Genomic DNA, 15,097 nt, shown 5'->3' on the forward strand with positions numbered 1-15,097 from the left:
CAGAGCAAGTTGCAGGACAAGCCCCCGTTGTGTAGCGGCCTAGCACGCTGCCCTCTCACGGCAGTAGCGCCGGTTCGAATCCGGTCGGGGGTACAGATCCTTCCCGCGAGATCATCTGGGTCGCACCCACGGTCTCGATGCAGGATCGCTAGGGCCCCCGTTGTGTAGCGGCCTAGCACGCTGCCCTCTCACGGCAGTAGCGCCGGTTCGAATCCGGTCGGGGGTACTTGCAACACCATGGGCTATGGTGTAATTGGCAACACTACGGTTTCTGGTACCGTCATTCTAGGTTCGAGTCCTGGTAGCCCAGCGCAGTACAGAGCAAGTTGCAGGACAAGCCCCCGTTGTGTAGCGGCCTAGCACGCTGCCCTCTCACGGCAGTAGCGCCGGTTCGAATCCGGTCGGGGGTACAACAGGCAAGAGGCGAAGGCCCTTCACTCCGGTGAAGGGCCTTTCGCTTGTACGCGGCACGGGGCCGTCCCGCTCAATACCCGTACCGCCGGGCCGACTCCTCCTCCTGGGCCAGCCTGCGCAGCGACGCCAGCAACGGCTCGTGCAGCACCGCCGACGCCACCGCCATCTCCACCTGCTGGGAGCGCGTCGGACAGGTCTCCATCTGGTCCAGGTCCCGGACGGCCACCTCGTGCATCAGCCGCGCGTGCTCCTCCAGCTGCGCACTCTCGTACGGATAGCCGAGGCGGGCGAGCGTGGCCAGACCCGCGACGAGCGAGCGGTAGACGGGCGACAGCTCGCCGATCTCGCGGGCGCCCGTCCACCCCAACCGGTCGAGCAGCGCGTCGACTTCCGCCCGCGCCGCCGCCGTCTCCGGAGCCTCCTCGTCCGGCTCCGGCCCGTGCGGGAGCGCCCAGAGGGCCGCGCCCAGCCGGATCGTACGGCCCAGCGACTCGTCGTCCACATGGGCCAGTACCTCGCGGGCCGTCGCGATGGGCAGCCGGCCGACCTGGACCAGCGCCCGGACCAGGCGCAGCCGCCGCAGATGGCTCTCGCCGTACTCGGCCTGTGTGGCGCTCACCCGCTCACCCGGCGGCAACAGGCCCTCGCGCAGGTAGTACTTGATCGTCGCGGTCGCGATGCCGCTCCGCTCGCTCAGCTCCGAGAGGCGCATGCCGTCCTTCCCTTGCGTCCACCCTTGGACAGTGTCACTATCCAATCATTGGACAGTGTCGCTATCCAACGCCTGTCAGGGGGCCCTGTGTTCACGAACATCATGCCGGGACGGACGACCGCCGCAGCCGAGGGCGACGTCGTCGTCCTGCTGATCGGCATGCGGATCAACCACTTCAGGGGTGTGCACCACTGGCTGCCGGTCATGCTGGCGATGCTGCGCATGCTGCGGGAGCTGAAGGCGGACAGGGCCCGGGGGCTGCTCGGCCACGTCCTGCTCTCCGGCTCACCGAGGACGTACTACGTCGTCCAGTACTGGGAGTCGAAGGAGAAGCTGTACGCGTACGCCTCGTCGCCCGACATGTTCCACCGCAAGGCGTGGGCGATGCTCAACCGCAAGGAGAAGAAGTCCCGGCAGCACGTGGGGCTGTGGCACGAGACCTACATCGTGCCCGAGGGCGGCTACGAGGCCATCTACGCCGACATGCCCGCGTACGGGCTGGCCGGGGCGACGGGGTCGCTGCCGATCGAGGGGCGGGGCCGCAGTGCTGCGGACCGGCTCGCGCATCGATCCGGCGCTTCGGGCGCCGAGTGAAGCGGTGAGGGGCTGAGAAGGAGCCGTTGAGAAGGGGGCCGCCACGACGCTGGGGCGGCCTCGGGGGAGGGGAGGCGCGGCCGGGGCTCAGCCGCTGCGGCGCAGCGCCTCGCTCAGCCGGGCGGCCGAGTCGATGACCGCCTGGGCGTGCATCCGGCCCGGGTGACGGGTCAGCCGCTCGATCGGTCCGGAGACCGAGACGGCGGCGACCACGCGATTCGACGGGCCACGCACCGGGGCGGAGACCGAGGCCACGCCCGGCTCGCGCTCGCCGATCGACTGGGCCCAGCCGCGCCGCCGTACGCCGGAGAGCGCCGTCGCCGTGAAGCGGGCGCCCTGGAGGCCGCGGTGCAGCCGCTCCGGCTCCTCCCAGGCCATCAGGATCTGCGCGGACGAGCCGGCCTTCATGGTCAGCGTGGAGCCGACCGGCACGGTGTCCCGCAGTCCGGACAGCCGCTCCGCCGCCGCCACGCAGATGCGCATGTCGCCCTGGCGCCGGTAGAGCTGGGCGCTCTCGCCGGTGATGTCGCGCAGATGCGTGAGCACCGGCCCCGCCGTGGCCAGCAGGCGGTCCTCACCGGCCGCCGCCGCCAGCTCGGAGAGCCGGGGGCCGAGAATGAACCGGCCCTGCATGTCCCTCGCCACCATCCGGTGGTGTTCCAGTGCCACGGCCAGCCGGTGGGCCGTGGGTCGTGCGAGCCCGGTCGCCGCGACCAGCCCGGCGAGGGTGGCCGGCCCGGACTCCAGGGCGCTCAATACCAGAGCCGCCTTGTCGAGAACGCCGACGCCGCTAGAGTTGTCCATACGACGATACTCGCGTCTCACTCTGTGAAACGCAAGTTCAATTTTCCCGGGAAGTTGCGAACCTGTACCGGCGGCCCCACAACGGCCCGTAGCCACCGCCCCGTACGGGGGTCCGGACGGGGGCGCACCGAATCTCTAGTTGGGCCGGCGATGACGCCGGCCGGAGGGAAAGCGATGGGTAGGACACTCGCGGAGAAGGTTTGGGACGACCATGTCGTCCGGCGCGCCGAGGGCGAGCCCGACCTCCTCTTCATCGATCTGCACCTGCTGCACGAGGTGACCAGTCCCCAGGCGTTCGACGGCCTGCGGCAGGCCGGGCGCCCGGTGCGGCGACTCGACCTCACCATCGCCACCGAGGACCACAACACCCCGACCCTCGACATCGACAAGCCGATCGCCGACCCGGTCTCCCGCGCCCAGCTGGAGACGCTGCGGAAGAACTGCGCGGAGTTCGGCGTCCGGCTGCACCCGCTGGGCGACGTCGAGCAGGGCGTCGTGCACGTGGTCGGTCCGCAACTGGGCCTGACCCAGCCGGGCACCACCGTGGTCTGCGGTGACTCCCACACCTCCACGCACGGCGCGTTCGGTGCCCTCGCGTTCGGCATCGGCACCAGCCAGGTCGAGCACGTGCTGGCCACCCAGACGCTGCCGATGGCCCGCCCGAAGACGATGGCGATCACCGTCGACGGCGAACTGCCCGACGGCGTCACCGCCAAGGACCTGATCCTGGCGATCATCGCCCGGATCGGCACCGGCGGCGGCCAGGGCTACATCCTCGAATACCGCGGCTCCGCCATCGAGAAGCTCTCGATGGAGGCCCGGATGACCATCTGCAACATGTCGATCGAGGCCGGCGCGCGGGCGGGCATGATCGCCCCCGACCAGACCACCTTCGACTACCTGCGGGGCCGCGACCACGCCCCGCAGGGCGAGGACTGGGACGCCGCCGTCGCGTACTGGAAGACGCTGCGCACCGACGACGACGCGGTCTTCGACGCCGAGGTGGTCATCGAGGCCGCCGAGCTGGCGCCGTTCGTCACCTGGGGCACCAACCCCGGTCAGGGCGCGCCCCTGTCGGCCAACGTCCCCGACCCGGCTTCGTACGAGGACGCCTCGGAGCGCAACGCCGCCGAAAAGGCCCTGGAGTACATGGGGTTGACCGCCGGCCAGCCGCTGCGCGAGATCAGCGTGGACACCGTCTTCGTAGGCTCCTGCACCAACGGCCGCATCGAGGACCTGCGCAACGCCGCCGCGATCCTGGACGGCCGCAAAGTCGCCGACGGCGTACGCATGCTGGTCGTCCCGGGCTCCGTCCGGGTCGCCCTCCAGGCGGTCGACGAGGGCCTGGACAAGGTCTTCACCGCCGCCGGCGCCGAATGGCGGCACGCGGGCTGCTCGATGTGCCTCGGCATGAACCCCGACCAGCTGGCCCCCGGCGAGCGCTCCGCCTCCACCTCGAACCGCAACTTCGAGGGGCGGCAGGGCAAGGGCGGCCGTACACACCTGGTCTCCCCGCAGGTGGCCGCCGCCACCGCGGTGCTGGGCCACCTGGCCTCGCCCGCCGACCTGTCCGACGACCGCACGCCCGCCGGAGTCCGATAACCATGGAAGCTTTCACCGCACACACCGGCCGGGCCGTTCCGCTGCGCCGCAGCAACGTGGACACCGACCAGATCATCCCCGCCCACTGGCTCAAGAAGGTCACCCGGGACGGCTTCGAGGACGGCCTCTTCGAGGCGTGGCGCAAGGACGAGTCCTTCGTCCTCAACCGCCCCGAGCGCCAGGGCGCGTCCGTCCTGGTGGCCGGCCCCGACTTCGGCACCGGCTCCTCCCGCGAGCACGCCGTCTGGGCGCTGCAGAACTACGGCTTCAAGACCGTCATCTCCTCCCGGTTCGCCGACATCTTCCGCGGCAACTCGCTGAAGAACGGTCTGCTGACCGTGGTCCTGGACCAGAAGACCGTCGACGCCCTCTGGGAGCTGACGGAGGCGGACCCGACGGCCGAGGTGACGGTCGACCTGGAGGCCCGGCAGGTCCGCGCCGAGGGCATCACCGCCGACTTCGAGCTGGACGAGAACGCCCGCTGGCGGCTGCTGAACGGCCTGGACGACATCAGCCTCACCCTTCAGAACGAAGCCGACATCGCGGCTTACGAGGCGGCCCGGCCGGCCTACAAGCCCCGCACAATTCCGGCCTGATCAGCGCGTTTTCAGGACTGCGCCCCCTGCCTTCTGGTAGGGGGCGCAGCCGTTTGTTGGGACCCCGTCGGGCGACAACTCGCCCCAGATGGCACAATCGGTGCATGGAACGCGACAGCCAACTCAAGATTTACGGCCAAGTCGCCGACCAATTGAAGGAAGCGCACTCCCGGGTGCGCGCACTGCAAGTCCCGGACGGCGTAAGGATGGCGTTGAACCGGAAGCTGTTGGTCGTCACGGCCACGGCGAAGCACGATCTCCCGGGCGCGGCAAGGCGTCTGGACCGGTTGATGAAGGACCTCGACGAGGGCCGATTCCCCGAAGGTGACTGACTCCGCAGAACTGCGCGGCGGTCGACTTCGTTGCGGCACTAGGGTGATTAGCCCGTTTCGTGTTTGATTTGCGGTATATATCTGCCTAACGTGCGAAAAAGCCGGACAGATTCGTTCCGGCAATGTCTCCGAAGGGGAAGACGTGAACAAGGCGCAGCTCGTAGAAGCGATTGCCGACAAGGTCGGCGGCCGGCAGCAGGCCGCGGACGCCGTCGACGCGGTGCTCGACGCGATCGTCCGTGCGGTTGTCGCGGGGGACCGGGTCTCGGTCACCGGCTTCGGCTCGTTCGAGAAGGTCGACCGCCCCGCCCGCTACGCCCGTAACCCCCAGACGGGTGAGCGCGTGCGGGTCAAGAAGACCTCGGTGCCCCGCTTCCGCGCGGGCCAGGGCTTCAAGGACCTGGTCAGCGGTTCCAAGAAGCTCCCCAAGAACGACGTGGCCGTGAAGAAGGCCCCCAAGGGCAGCCTCTCCGGCGGTTCTTCCGCCCGTACGACGGCCAAGGCCGCCGCCAAGAAGGCCACCGCGAAGAAGGCCGTGGCGAAGAAGGCCACCGCCAAGAAGGCTGCCCCGGCGAAGAAGACCACCGCCGCGGCCAAGAAGACCACCGCGAAGAAGACGTCGCCGGCGAAGAAGACGACGGCCGCCGCGAAGAAGGCCACCCCGGCGGCGGCGAAGTCGACGGCGGCCAAGAAGACCACCGCCGCCAAGACCGCGCCCGCCAAGAAGACCACGGCGAAGAAGGCGCCCGCGAAGAAGACCACCGCGCGCAAGACCACGGCCAAGAAGGCCACCGCGCGCAAGAAGTGAGACCGGGCCGCACAGGCCCCCACACGCGCCGGGCCGGGCTCCCTCCGGGGAGCCCGGCCCGCGGGCTGTCCGGAGGGCATCCCCCTCGGACGGCTCAGAACGTCTGCAGCGTCACCAGGCTGATCCGCAGCCCGGCCCCCTCGCCCTCGCCCTCGATCCGCACCCGCTGCCCCGGCCGCAGCAGCCGCAGGCCGCCCGCGTCGAAGGCCGCCGCGTCGAAGTCCACCGGGGTGCCGTCGTCGAGCAGCACACTGCCGCTCCGCGTCTCGGGGTCGTACGTGTACGAGGTCGCCTGCATGCAAGCAGACTAGCGGTCCCGGCCGACCGCCCCGGCGGCCCAGCGCCCCGCCGTGAACGGGCCCACGCCCAGGTCCAGCGCCACCCGCAGATCCTCGCCGGTGTCCACGTCCCGGCGCACCGAATCGATGCCCGGCAGCGTGATTTCCACCGCGCCCGAGGCCAGATGGCGTACCCGCGACGGGCCGCCGAATGCGGGCCGCAATTCCACTCCCGGAGCGGCCGACAGAAATGTCGTCCCGATTCCCGCCGCATCGGGAACAAATGCGCGGGGAAAAGCGGCAGAGAATTCGAGGACCCGGGACAATTCCGCCGGACGCAGTGCGGGCAGATCCGCGTTGAGCGCGGCCAGCGGCGCCCCCGGCCTGGCCGACCTGGCCGTCCGCTCACCGTGCGCGAGGGCCGCGTTGAGCCCCGCCCCCGGCGCATCGGGCACGACCAGGGCACCGAGCGCGGCCAGCGCCGCCCCCGCCGCCGTGTCGTCCGTGACGACCACCACATCCGCCACCTCCGGGCAGGACAGCGCGGCGGCCACCGTGTCACGGGCGAAGGCGAGGGCGAACCGGGGGCGCAACAGCGCGCCGGAGGCGGGCGCCAGCCTGCTCTTGGCCCGCGTCAGGGGCTTGAGGGGGACGACCAGGGACCAGCGGCCGGCCGGGTCGGTGTTCGTGGCGGTCCCTCCCTCGATACGCATCGCCGCCTATTCTCGCCTGCCGGTGCGCCGACCCGGAGGGTCGCTCCCCGGGGCGAGGCGTACGGTGTTCTCGACAGAGCAGGGGCCTGGGGCGAGACTTGACCCTCGGTAGTCAGACAGCAGACAGCTCCACGGTCTTGTTCACAGAGGAAAGGTGTCCGAGTGTCCCGCCGCAGAATCGGCTTCTGGTACCGCCTGGCGGCGGTCATCGCGAAACCGCCGCTGGTGGTTCTGTTCAAGCGCGACTGGCGGGGAACGGAACACATTCCGGCCGACGGCGGATTCATCACAGCGGTCAACCACAACTCGTACCTGGACCCGCTCTCGTACGGGCACTTCCAGTACAACACCGGCCGCGTGCCGCGATTTCTGGCCAAGGCGGGGCTCTTCAAGGGCGCCTTCATCGGCACGATGCTGCGCGGCACCGGCCAGATCCCCGTCTACCGCGAGACCACCAACGCGATGGACGCCTTCCGGGCCGCCGTCGGCGCCATCGAGCGCGGCGAGTGCGTCTGCTTCTACCCCGAGGGCACCCTCACCCGCGACCCGGACATGTGGCCGATGGCCGGCAAGACCGGCGCCGCCCGCGTCGCGTTGATGACCCGGGCCCCCGTCATCCCGGTCGCGCAGTGGGGTGCCAACGAGGCGATGCCGCCCTACGCCACCGAGAAGAAGCTGCGCCTCCTGCCCCGCAAGACCCTGCGGGTCAAGGCCGGGCCGCCCGTCGACCTCTCCCGGTTCTACGACCAGGAGCCGACGCCCGAGGTGCTGCGCGAGGCAACCGAGGTCATCATGCGCGCGGTCACCGCGCAGCTGGAGGAGATCCGCGGGCAGCAGGCACCCGCCGAGCCCTACGATCACCGCAAGGCCCGCGCCGAACAGCGGCGCAGGGCCCAAGGAGAGGGACTCACGTGACGCACCCCGCCAAGGCCGCCATCTTCGGAACCGGCTCCTGGGGTACCGCCTTCGCCGTCGTCCTCGCGGACGCGGGCTGCGAAGTGACGCTCTGGGGCCGCCGGGCCGAGGTCGCGGAGGCCATCAACACCACCCGTACCAACCCCGAGTACCTGCCGGGCATCGAGCTGCCCGCATCGGTCCGGGCCACCACGGACGCGGCCGAGGCGCTGCGCGGCGCCGACTACGCGGTGCTCGTCGTGCCCTCCCAGACGCTGCGCGCCAACCTCGCCGACTGGGCCCCGCACCTGGAGCCGCAGACGGTGCTCGTCTCCCTGATGAAGGGCGTCGAACTCGGCACCGCCAAGCGGATGAGCGAGGTCATCGAGGACGTCACCGGGGTCTCCCCGGACCGCGTCGCCGTCGTCACCGGCCCCAACCTGGCCAAGGAGATCGCCGAACGCCGCCCCGCCGCGGCCGTCGTCGCCTGCCGGGACGAGTCGGTCGCCCAGCGCCTCCAGACCGCCTGCCACACCCCGTACTTCCGCCCGTACACCAGCACCGACGTGGTCGGCTGCGAACTCGGCGGCGCCGTCAAGAACGTCATCGGCCTCGCCGTCGGCATCGCGGACGGCATGGGCCTCGGCGACAACACCAAGGGCTCCCTCATCACCCGGGGCCTCGCCGAGACGATCCGGCTGGGCGCGGCCATGGGGGCCGACCCGCTGACCTTCTCCGGACTCGCCGGTCTCGGCGACCTGGTGGCGACCTGCTCGTCGCCGCTCTCGCGCAACCACACCTTCGGCACCAACCTCGGCCGCGGCATGACGCTCCAGGAGACCATCGCCGCCACCAAGCAGACCGCCGAGGGCGTCAAGTCCTGCGAATCGGTGCTCGACCTGGCCCGCAGGCACGGCGTGGAGATGCCGCTGACCGAGACCATCGTCAGCATCGTGCACGAGGGCAAGCCGCCGAAGGTCGCGGTCAAGGAGCTCATGTCGCGCAGCGCCAAGGCCGAACGGCACTGACGCCACCCGGGGCCCACCCGCCCCGGGCGGCCCGTGCCGCGCTGACGCGACCGGTACCAGCAGGTACGCTCATCGCGATATGAGCAGCGAGAACCTCCCCCAGAGCCCGGAGCAGCAGCTCCGCAAGCCGCGCGTGGCCGTCGTGTTCGGCGGCCGCAGCTCCGAACACGGCATTTCGGTGGTCACGGCCGGCGCCGTCCTGAACGCCATCGACCGGACCATGTACGATGTCCTGCCGATCGGCATCACGACGGACGGCCGCTGGGCGCTCACCGCCGACGAACCCGAACGCATGGCCATCGCCGACCGGTCCATGCCGGACGTGGCGCAGCTCGCCGAGTCCGAGGAGGGCGGGGTCGTGCTCTCCGTCGACCCCGGCAGCCGCGAAGTGGTCTACACCGAGCCCGGCGCGGTGCCCAAGGCGCTCGGCGAGGTTGACGTCGTCTTCCCCGTCCTGCACGGCCCGTACGGCGAGGACGGCACCCTCCAGGGACTCCTGGAACTGTCCGGCGTGCCGTACGTCGGCGCCGGGGTCCTCGCCTCCGCCGTCGGCCAGGACAAGGAGTACATGAAGCGCGTCTTCACCTCCTTCGGCCTCGCGGTCGGCCCCTACCTGGTGGTCCGCCCCCGCGAATGGGAGGGCGACCCGGCCGCCGTCCGCAAGCGCATCACCGGCTTCGCCGACGAGCACGGCTGGCCGCTCTTCATCAAGCCCGCCCGGGCCGGCTCGTCCATCGGCATCACCAAGGTCGAGGACGCCTCCGGTCTCGACGCGGCCATCGAGGAGGCCCGCCGCCACGACCCGAAGTTCCTGGTCGAGTCACTGCTGCGGGGCCGCGAGATCGAGTGCGGCGTCCTGGAGTTCGAGGACGGCCCCCGCGCCAGCGTGCCGGCCGAGATCCCGCCGGTCACCGCGCACGACTTCTACGACTTCGAGGCCAAGTACATCGACGCCGCCTCCGGGATCGTGCCGGCGCCGCTGACCGAGGAGCAGACCGCCGAGGTCCAGCGTCTCGCCGTCGAAGCCTTCGACGCCTGCTCCTGCGAGGGCCTGGTGCGCGCCGACTTCTTCCTCACCGAGGAGGGCCGCTTCGTCATCAACGAGATCAACACCCTGCCGGGCTTCACCCCGATCTCCATGTACCCGCGCATGTGGCAGGAGAGCGGCGTCAGCTACCCGCAGCTGGTGGACCGCCTCATCCAGGCCGCGCTGAACCGGCCGACCGGACTGCGCTGACGACACCGGGACACGGCGAAGGGTGTGCGCTCAAGAGCTCCGCGCGGGCGCACACCCTAGAACCGGTTCGGGACCGTCTTCCGCACCGCCGGGGCGAACGCCGCGAGCGGCGTCGTGTCGTGCGCGTACGCCTCCGACAGCGACACCTCGACATACGCCTTGCGCAGGGTCGTCGTCAGCCGGGGCCCGTCGTTCTCCCGCTGCTCCAGCATCCAGTTGACGCCGCTCGCGGTGATGCCCTTCGACTGGTCGTCGTCCATCTTCGCGGGGCGCTCCACACCGCAGCGCAGTACGATCGCCCCGTCCCCCCACCCGGCGGTCAGCACCGACGTGGGTTCGGGGTCGCTCCGCTCCAGACCGCCGACGGTGTCCGGCAGTTCCCCGTCGAGCGCGCGGCAGTAGGCTGCGGCTTCCGGGGACGGGGAGGGCACCGGGACCGACGCCGTCGCGTCGCCCCCGGAACAGCCCGCCGCCAGCAGCACCAGGGCGGCGGACGGACCGAGGAACACGGGGCGGAGGAGCCGGCGGCCGAAGGACGTCACCGGCCCAGCGTAGACGGGGGCTACAGGTGAACGACCGGGCAGGTCAGGGTTCGGGTGATGCCGTCCACTTGCTGGACCCGCGCGACCACCATGCGCCCGAGCTCGTCCACCGTGTCGGCCTGGGCGCGCACGATCACGTCGTAGGGACCGGTGACGTCTTCTGCCTGGATGACTCCCGGGAGCTTGGAGATGGCCTCGGCGACGATCGACGCCTTGCCCACCTCGGTCTGAATGAGGATGTACGCCTGTACCACGGAACCTCCAGGGCGGCCACGAGGATCATGTGGGGGAAAGGGACGCCACGTTATCGCGTCGCCGCGCGGAGCGGGGAGACCCGCGGGCCGGATGACGTCCTCAGCGTGGCGCACAGAACGCGCAAGTTGACGTAACTCTTGACAGTACCGACAGCCAGGACGGCACGCGACCGCGAGTGGGGCGGCGCGCACGGGGGACAGGCCGGAGCGTCCGGCCCGACAAATGAGAGGTGACACTCGGTGAAGGCAACCGTGGGCGAGTTGGGGGAGTTCGGGCTCATCAGGGAGCTCACGTCCCGGCTCACCACCACTCCGGCGGTCCGGCTCGGCCCGGGCGACGACGCCGCGGTCGTGACCGCCCCCGACCGCAGGGTCGTGGCCAGTACGGACATCCTGCTGGAGGGACGGCACTTCCGGCGCGACTGGTCGACGGCGTACGACGTGGGCCGCAAGGCCGCCGCGCAGAACCTCGCCGACATCGCGGCCATGGGCGCCGTGCCCACCGCGCTCCTGCTCGGCCTCGTCGTCCCCGCCGAACTCCCGGTCACCTGGGCCGCCGAGCTGATGGACGGACTGCGCGACGAGTGCCAGGTCGCGGGGGCGGCCGTGGTCGGCGGGGACGTCGTGCGCGGCGACCTCATCACCGTCTCGATCACCGCGCTCGGCGACCTGCGCAACCACGAACCCGTCACCCGGGCCGGCGCCCAGCCCGGCGACGTCGTCGCCGTCACCGGCTGGCTCGGCTGGTCCGCCGCCGGGTACGCCGTGCTCTCCCGGGGCTTCCGCTCGCCGCGCGCCTTCGTGGAGGCCCACCGCCGCCCCGAACCGCCGTACCACGCGGGCCCCGCGGCGGCCGGGCTCGGCGCCACCGCCATGACCGACGTCAGCGACGGGCTCGTCGCCGACCTCGGCCACATCGCCGAGGCCAGCAAGGTCCGCATCGACCTGCGGTCCGGGCTCATCGACGTGCCGTCCCAGATGTCGGACATCGGGCAGGCCGTCGGCGTCGACCCCATGCAGTGGGTACTCACCGGCGGCGAGGACCACGCCATCGTCGCGACCTTCCCGCCCGACGTGAAGCTCCCGGCCCGCTGGAAGGTCATCGGCGAGGTCCTCAACCCCTCGGCGCTGCCCCAGGTGACGGTCGACGGAGCGCCCTGGACCAGCAAGAACGGCTGGGACCACTTCGGCGACATCGAGGACTCCCAGTAGATTGCGGCTATGCCGACCACCACCTCCATACCGCCCCGCGTGCTCACCGTCGCCGGATCCGACTCCGGCGGCGGTGCGGGCATCCAGGCCGACCTCAAGACGATGCTCGCCCTCGGCACGCACGGGATGAGCGTGCTCACCGCCGTCACCGCGCAGAACTCCCTCGGCGTCCAGGGCGCCTGGGAGCTGCCCCCCGAGGCGGTCCGCGCCCAGTACCGCAGCGTCGTGGACGACATCGGCGTCGACGCCGTCAAGACCGGGATGCTGGCGTCCGCCCCGCTCGTGGAGACCGTCGCGGAACTCCTCGCGGACACCGGGGCGCCCGTCGTCGTGGACCCCGTCGGCGTCTCCAAGCACGGCGACCCGCTCCTCGCCGCCGACGCCCTGGAATCCGTCCGTACGAAGCTGCTCCCCGTCGCGACCGTGGCGACGCCCAACCTGGACGAGGTGGCGCAGCTCACGGGCATCGCCGTCACCGACGAGGCCGGGATGCGCCGGGCCGCCGGCGCGCTGCTCGCCTTCGGACCCCGCTGGGTCGTGGTCAAGGGCGGCCACCTGCCCGGCGAGCCCGTCGACCTGCTCACCGACGGCAGCGAGGAGCACTGGCTGCGCGCCCCCCGCCACGACAACCGTCACACCCACGGCACCGGCTGCACCCTCGCCTCCGCCATCGCGAGCCACCTGGCGCGGGGCGCCGGGGTGCCGGAGGCGGTCCGGGCCGCGAAGGCCTACGTCACCGGGGCGATCGAGGCGGGCTTCCCGCTGGGCGCGGGCATCGGCCCGGTCCGCCACGGCTGGCGGCTGCGCGCAGCGGACTGACCACGAGGCGTGCCCCCGTACGGGCACAGCAAAAAGCCGGTCCACCGAGGTGGACCGGCTTTTCGGGCAACCGGTAGGGCTGCGCTACGACGGGAACGTCAGCGCGCGACCTTGCCGGCCTTGATGCACGAGGTGCAGACGTTGAGCCGCTTCGGCGTCCGACCGACCACGGCACGCACGCGCTGGATGTTGGGGTTCCAGCGACGGGACGTACGGCGGTGCGAGTGCGAAATGTTGTTGCCGAAGCTCGGCCCCTTGCCGCAAACGTCGCAGTTGGCAGCCACGGGTCACTCCAAAGACTTCAGATGCACTTACAGTGAATTCCGGTACGCCGGATTCAAGGACTGAAGTGGCGGTACCGGGGGAATGTCCCGACTCTCGTCGGGCAACCGAAGCAGCATACAACGCCTGCTCCGGAGATACGAAACTACCATGTCTTCCACCCCCGCCCTCCCGGCCCCCGGACCGCCCGCACGCTCCGACCGGGGCTAACCTGCGGTGCAGCCAGCCGCCCCGCCCCCGTCACGAGTCCCCGTTCCGAGTCCCGTCCGAGGAGGACCCGAGGTGCCGCAGACCGCCGACGAACCGGATGCCGTCGCGGTACGGAGCTGGTGCTCCCTGGCCCTCGAAGCGCTCGGCCGGGAACGGGAGGCGATCGACGCGATCAACGTCTATCCCGTCGCCGACGGGGACACCGGCACCAACCTCTACCTGACCGTGGAATCCGCGGCGGCCGCCGTCGAAGCGGTCTTCGCCGCCCACGAGACCGGCACCTCGGTCCCCTCCGCCGCCGACGCGGTACGGGCCATGGCCCACGGCGCCCTCATCGGCGCCCGCGGCAACTCCGGCACGATCCTCGCCCAGCTCCTGCGCGGCATGGCCGGCGTCCTCGCGGAGGGCACCGGCGGCGACCGGATGCGCCTCGCCCTCGACCGGGCCGCCGCCTGGGCCCGCGAGGCCGTCGGCCACCCCGTCGAGGGCACCGTCCTCACCGTCGCGGACCGGGCCGCGGCCGCCGCCGCGCAGGCCGCCCCCGGCGCGGACACGGCTGAGGTGGCCCGGGCCGCCTACGAGGGCGCCCGCGCCGCCCTGGACGCGACGCCCGGACAGCTCCCCGCCCTCGCCAGGGCCGGAGTCGTCGACGCCGGCGGGCGCGGCCTGGTCACCCTGCTCGGCGCCCTGGTCGAGGCCGTCTCGGGGCGGGGCCCGGAGCGGCCGTACGAGGCGCCCGTCCCGTTCGTCCCGGTGGGCGGCGGGGACGCGGAGTGCCCGGCGGGCGACGACGGGGACGGGGGCGGCCCCGCATTCGAGGTGATCTACCTCCTGGAAGCGGGTGACGAGGCCGTCGAGCGGCTGCGCGGCCGGCTGGACGCCCTCGGCGACTCGCTGGTGGTGGTCGGCGGCGACGGGTTGTGGAACGTCCACGTGCATGTGGACGACGCCGGCGCCGCGGTCGAGGCGGGCGTCGAGGCCGGCCGCCCGTACCGCATCCGCATCACCCACTTCGCCGCCGACCGCGCCCACGGCCGCCCCGAGCCCGCCCGGCGCGCGGTCGTCGTGGTCGTCCCGGGTGACGGTCTCGCCGCCCTCTGCCGGGAGGCCGGCGCGACGACCGTGCTCGCCCGGCCCGGCGAACCGCCCGCCAGCGGCGAACTGGCCGACGCCGTCCGCCGCGCCCACGCCCGCGAGGTCGTGCTCCTCCCGAACGACGCGGACCTGCGGCACACCGCGGCCGCCGCCGCCGAACAGGCCAGGGCCCAGGGCGTCCGGGTCGCCGTCATCCCGACCCGGGCCGCCGTCCAGGGCATCGCGGCCCTCGCCGTCCACGAGCCGGAACGCAGCTTCGACGAGGACGTGGTCGCGATGACCTCGGCGGCCGGCGCCACCCGCTACGCCGAACTGGCCGTCGCCGAACGGCAGTCCTGGACCACGGCCGGCATCTGCCAGGCCGGGGACATCCTCGGGCTCATCGACGGCGATGTGGCGGTCATCGGCCAGGACGTCCCCGGCACGGCCCGCAAGGTGCTGGACCGGATGCTCGCGGCCGGCGGCGAACTGGTCACCCTCGTCCTGGGCGAGAACACCCCGCCCACGCTGGCCGAGGCCCTGGAACAGCACGTCCGCGACGGGCACCTGGCGGTGGACACCACCACCTACCGGGGCGGCCACCAGGGCGCGCCGCTGCTGATCGGCGTCGAGTAGCACCCGGCGCGACGACCGGCCCGGGCGGCGCCCGACGGACAACTGTCACTGCCGTG

The 15,097-nt window shown here is 71.8% G+C and carries 18 protein-coding genes and 4 tRNA genes; 15 read left to right on the forward strand and 7 right to left on the reverse strand.

Annotation, left to right across the window (positions count from 1 at the left end):
- Window positions 1-20 precede the first annotated feature (20 nt).
- The 4 genes from ACFZAT_RS29370 (at window position 21) to ACFZAT_RS29385 (ending at window position 410) form a co-directional block, all read left to right on the forward strand.
- A tRNA-Glu gene (locus ACFZAT_RS29370) sits at window positions 21-93 on the forward strand.
- A 60-nt stretch (window positions 94-153) separates the two neighbouring features.
- A tRNA-Glu gene (locus ACFZAT_RS29375) sits at window positions 154-226 on the forward strand.
- 12 nt (window positions 227-238) lie between these two features.
- Window positions 239-310 (forward strand) — tRNA-Gln (locus tag ACFZAT_RS29380).
- A gap of 27 nt (window positions 311-337) precedes the next feature.
- A tRNA-Glu gene (locus ACFZAT_RS29385) sits at window positions 338-410 on the forward strand.
- 74 nt (window positions 411-484) lie between these two features.
- Here ACFZAT_RS29385 and ACFZAT_RS29390 read toward each other — a convergent pair.
- Window positions 485-1,126 (reverse strand): MerR family transcriptional regulator, encoded by a 642-nt coding sequence (locus ACFZAT_RS29390; protein WP_391268554.1) that lies wholly within the window; start codon window positions 1,124-1,126, stop codon window positions 485-487.
- Window positions 1,127-1,228: 102 nt separating this feature from the next.
- Between ACFZAT_RS29390 and ACFZAT_RS29395 the strand changes: the two genes are divergently transcribed.
- Window positions 1,229-1,720, forward strand: a complete 492-nt coding sequence (locus ACFZAT_RS29395) for a monooxygenase family protein (RefSeq protein ID WP_391268669.1) — start codon at window positions 1,229-1,231, stop codon at window positions 1,718-1,720.
- A gap of 87 nt (window positions 1,721-1,807) precedes the next feature.
- Here the strand turns inward: ACFZAT_RS29395 and ndgR are convergent, their stop codons facing one another.
- On the reverse strand, window positions 1,808-2,524 hold the full coding sequence (gene ndgR, locus ACFZAT_RS29400; protein WP_026237628.1) for an IclR family transcriptional regulator NdgR: 717 nt from the start codon (window positions 2,522-2,524) through the stop codon (window positions 1,808-1,810).
- Between the two features lie 174 nt (window positions 2,525-2,698).
- On the opposite strand from ndgR, the gene leuC reads away from it, so the two are divergent.
- From leuC to ACFZAT_RS29420, 4 genes are all read left to right on the forward strand, one after another.
- Entirely contained in the window at window positions 2,699-4,126 is a 1,428-nt protein-coding gene (leuC, locus tag ACFZAT_RS29405; RefSeq protein WP_391268555.1) for a 3-isopropylmalate dehydratase large subunit, read from the forward strand.
- A gap of 2 nt (window positions 4,127-4,128) precedes the next feature.
- Window positions 4,129-4,722 carry a 3-isopropylmalate dehydratase small subunit gene (gene leuD / locus ACFZAT_RS29410; RefSeq protein ID WP_391268556.1) on the forward strand — a complete coding sequence of 198 codons (594 nt, stop codon included), beginning with the start codon at window positions 4,129-4,131 and terminating at the stop codon, window positions 4,720-4,722.
- Between the two features lie 104 nt (window positions 4,723-4,826).
- On the forward strand, window positions 4,827-5,054 hold the full coding sequence (locus tag ACFZAT_RS29415) for a hypothetical protein (RefSeq protein WP_018102425.1): 228 nt from the start codon (window positions 4,827-4,829) through the stop codon (window positions 5,052-5,054).
- A 142-nt stretch (window positions 5,055-5,196) separates the two neighbouring features.
- Entirely contained in the window at window positions 5,197-5,862 is a 666-nt protein-coding gene (locus tag ACFZAT_RS29420) for an HU family DNA-binding protein (RefSeq protein ID WP_391268557.1), read from the forward strand.
- 94 nt (window positions 5,863-5,956) lie between these two features.
- Here the strand turns inward: ACFZAT_RS29420 and ACFZAT_RS29425 are convergent, their stop codons facing one another.
- Window positions 5,957-6,160: a hypothetical protein gene (locus tag ACFZAT_RS29425; protein WP_018102423.1), complete on the reverse strand. Its 204-nt coding sequence runs from the start codon at window positions 6,158-6,160 to the stop codon at window positions 5,957-5,959.
- A gap of 9 nt (window positions 6,161-6,169) precedes the next feature.
- Window positions 6,170-6,853, reverse strand: a complete 684-nt coding sequence (gene cofC / locus ACFZAT_RS29430; protein WP_391268558.1) for a 2-phospho-L-lactate guanylyltransferase — start codon at window positions 6,851-6,853, stop codon at window positions 6,170-6,172.
- Window positions 6,854-7,015: 162 nt separating this feature from the next.
- Between cofC and ACFZAT_RS29435 the strand changes: the two genes are divergently transcribed.
- The 3 genes from ACFZAT_RS29435 (at window position 7,016) to ACFZAT_RS29445 (ending at window position 10,012) form a co-directional block, all read left to right on the forward strand.
- A complete protein-coding gene (locus ACFZAT_RS29435) occupies window positions 7,016-7,768 on the forward strand; it encodes a 1-acyl-sn-glycerol-3-phosphate acyltransferase (protein WP_391268559.1) in 753 nt (250 codons plus the stop codon).
- Window positions 7,765-8,775: an NAD(P)H-dependent glycerol-3-phosphate dehydrogenase gene (locus tag ACFZAT_RS29440; RefSeq protein ID WP_391268560.1), complete on the forward strand. Its 1,011-nt coding sequence runs from the start codon at window positions 7,765-7,767 to the stop codon at window positions 8,773-8,775. Before ACFZAT_RS29435 ends, ACFZAT_RS29440 begins: the two co-directional genes overlap by 4 nt.
- A gap of 79 nt (window positions 8,776-8,854) precedes the next feature.
- A complete protein-coding gene (locus tag ACFZAT_RS29445; RefSeq protein WP_391268561.1) occupies window positions 8,855-10,012 on the forward strand; it encodes a D-alanine--D-alanine ligase in 1,158 nt (385 codons plus the stop codon).
- 56 nt (window positions 10,013-10,068) lie between these two features.
- Here ACFZAT_RS29445 and ACFZAT_RS29450 read toward each other — a convergent pair whose 3' ends face one another.
- Window positions 10,069-10,554 (reverse strand): DUF3515 family protein, encoded by a 486-nt coding sequence (locus tag ACFZAT_RS29450; protein WP_391268562.1) that lies wholly within the window; start codon window positions 10,552-10,554, stop codon window positions 10,069-10,071.
- 20 nt (window positions 10,555-10,574) lie between these two features.
- Window positions 10,575-10,808, reverse strand: coding sequence for an Lrp/AsnC ligand binding domain-containing protein (locus ACFZAT_RS29455; protein ID WP_391268563.1), 234 nt, complete (start codon window positions 10,806-10,808; stop codon window positions 10,575-10,577).
- 240 nt (window positions 10,809-11,048) lie between these two features.
- On the opposite strand from ACFZAT_RS29455, the gene ACFZAT_RS29460 reads away from it, so the two are divergent.
- Both ACFZAT_RS29460 and thiD read left to right on the forward strand, forming a co-directional pair.
- Window positions 11,049-12,020: a thiamine-phosphate kinase gene (locus ACFZAT_RS29460; RefSeq protein ID WP_391268564.1), complete on the forward strand. Its 972-nt coding sequence runs from the start codon at window positions 11,049-11,051 to the stop codon at window positions 12,018-12,020.
- A gap of 9 nt (window positions 12,021-12,029) precedes the next feature.
- Window positions 12,030-12,839: a bifunctional hydroxymethylpyrimidine kinase/phosphomethylpyrimidine kinase gene (thiD, locus tag ACFZAT_RS29465; RefSeq protein ID WP_391268565.1), complete on the forward strand. Its 810-nt coding sequence runs from the start codon at window positions 12,030-12,032 to the stop codon at window positions 12,837-12,839.
- Between the two features lie 98 nt (window positions 12,840-12,937).
- Here thiD and rpmB read toward each other — a convergent pair whose 3' ends face one another.
- Window positions 12,938-13,123, reverse strand: a complete 186-nt coding sequence (gene rpmB, locus ACFZAT_RS29470; protein WP_026171429.1) for a 50S ribosomal protein L28 — start codon at window positions 13,121-13,123, stop codon at window positions 12,938-12,940.
- 280 nt (window positions 13,124-13,403) lie between these two features.
- Between rpmB and ACFZAT_RS29475 the strand changes: the two genes are divergently transcribed.
- On the forward strand, window positions 13,404-15,041 hold the full coding sequence (locus ACFZAT_RS29475) for a DAK2 domain-containing protein (protein ID WP_391268566.1): 1,638 nt from the start codon (window positions 13,404-13,406) through the stop codon (window positions 15,039-15,041).
- Window positions 15,042-15,097 lie beyond the last annotated feature (56 nt).

The sequence above is a fragment of the Streptomyces sp. NPDC008163 genome (assembly GCF_042956885.1).
In the GTDB taxonomy this organism is placed as follows: domain Bacteria; phylum Actinomycetota; class Actinomycetes; order Streptomycetales; family Streptomycetaceae; genus Streptomyces; species Streptomyces drozdowiczii_A.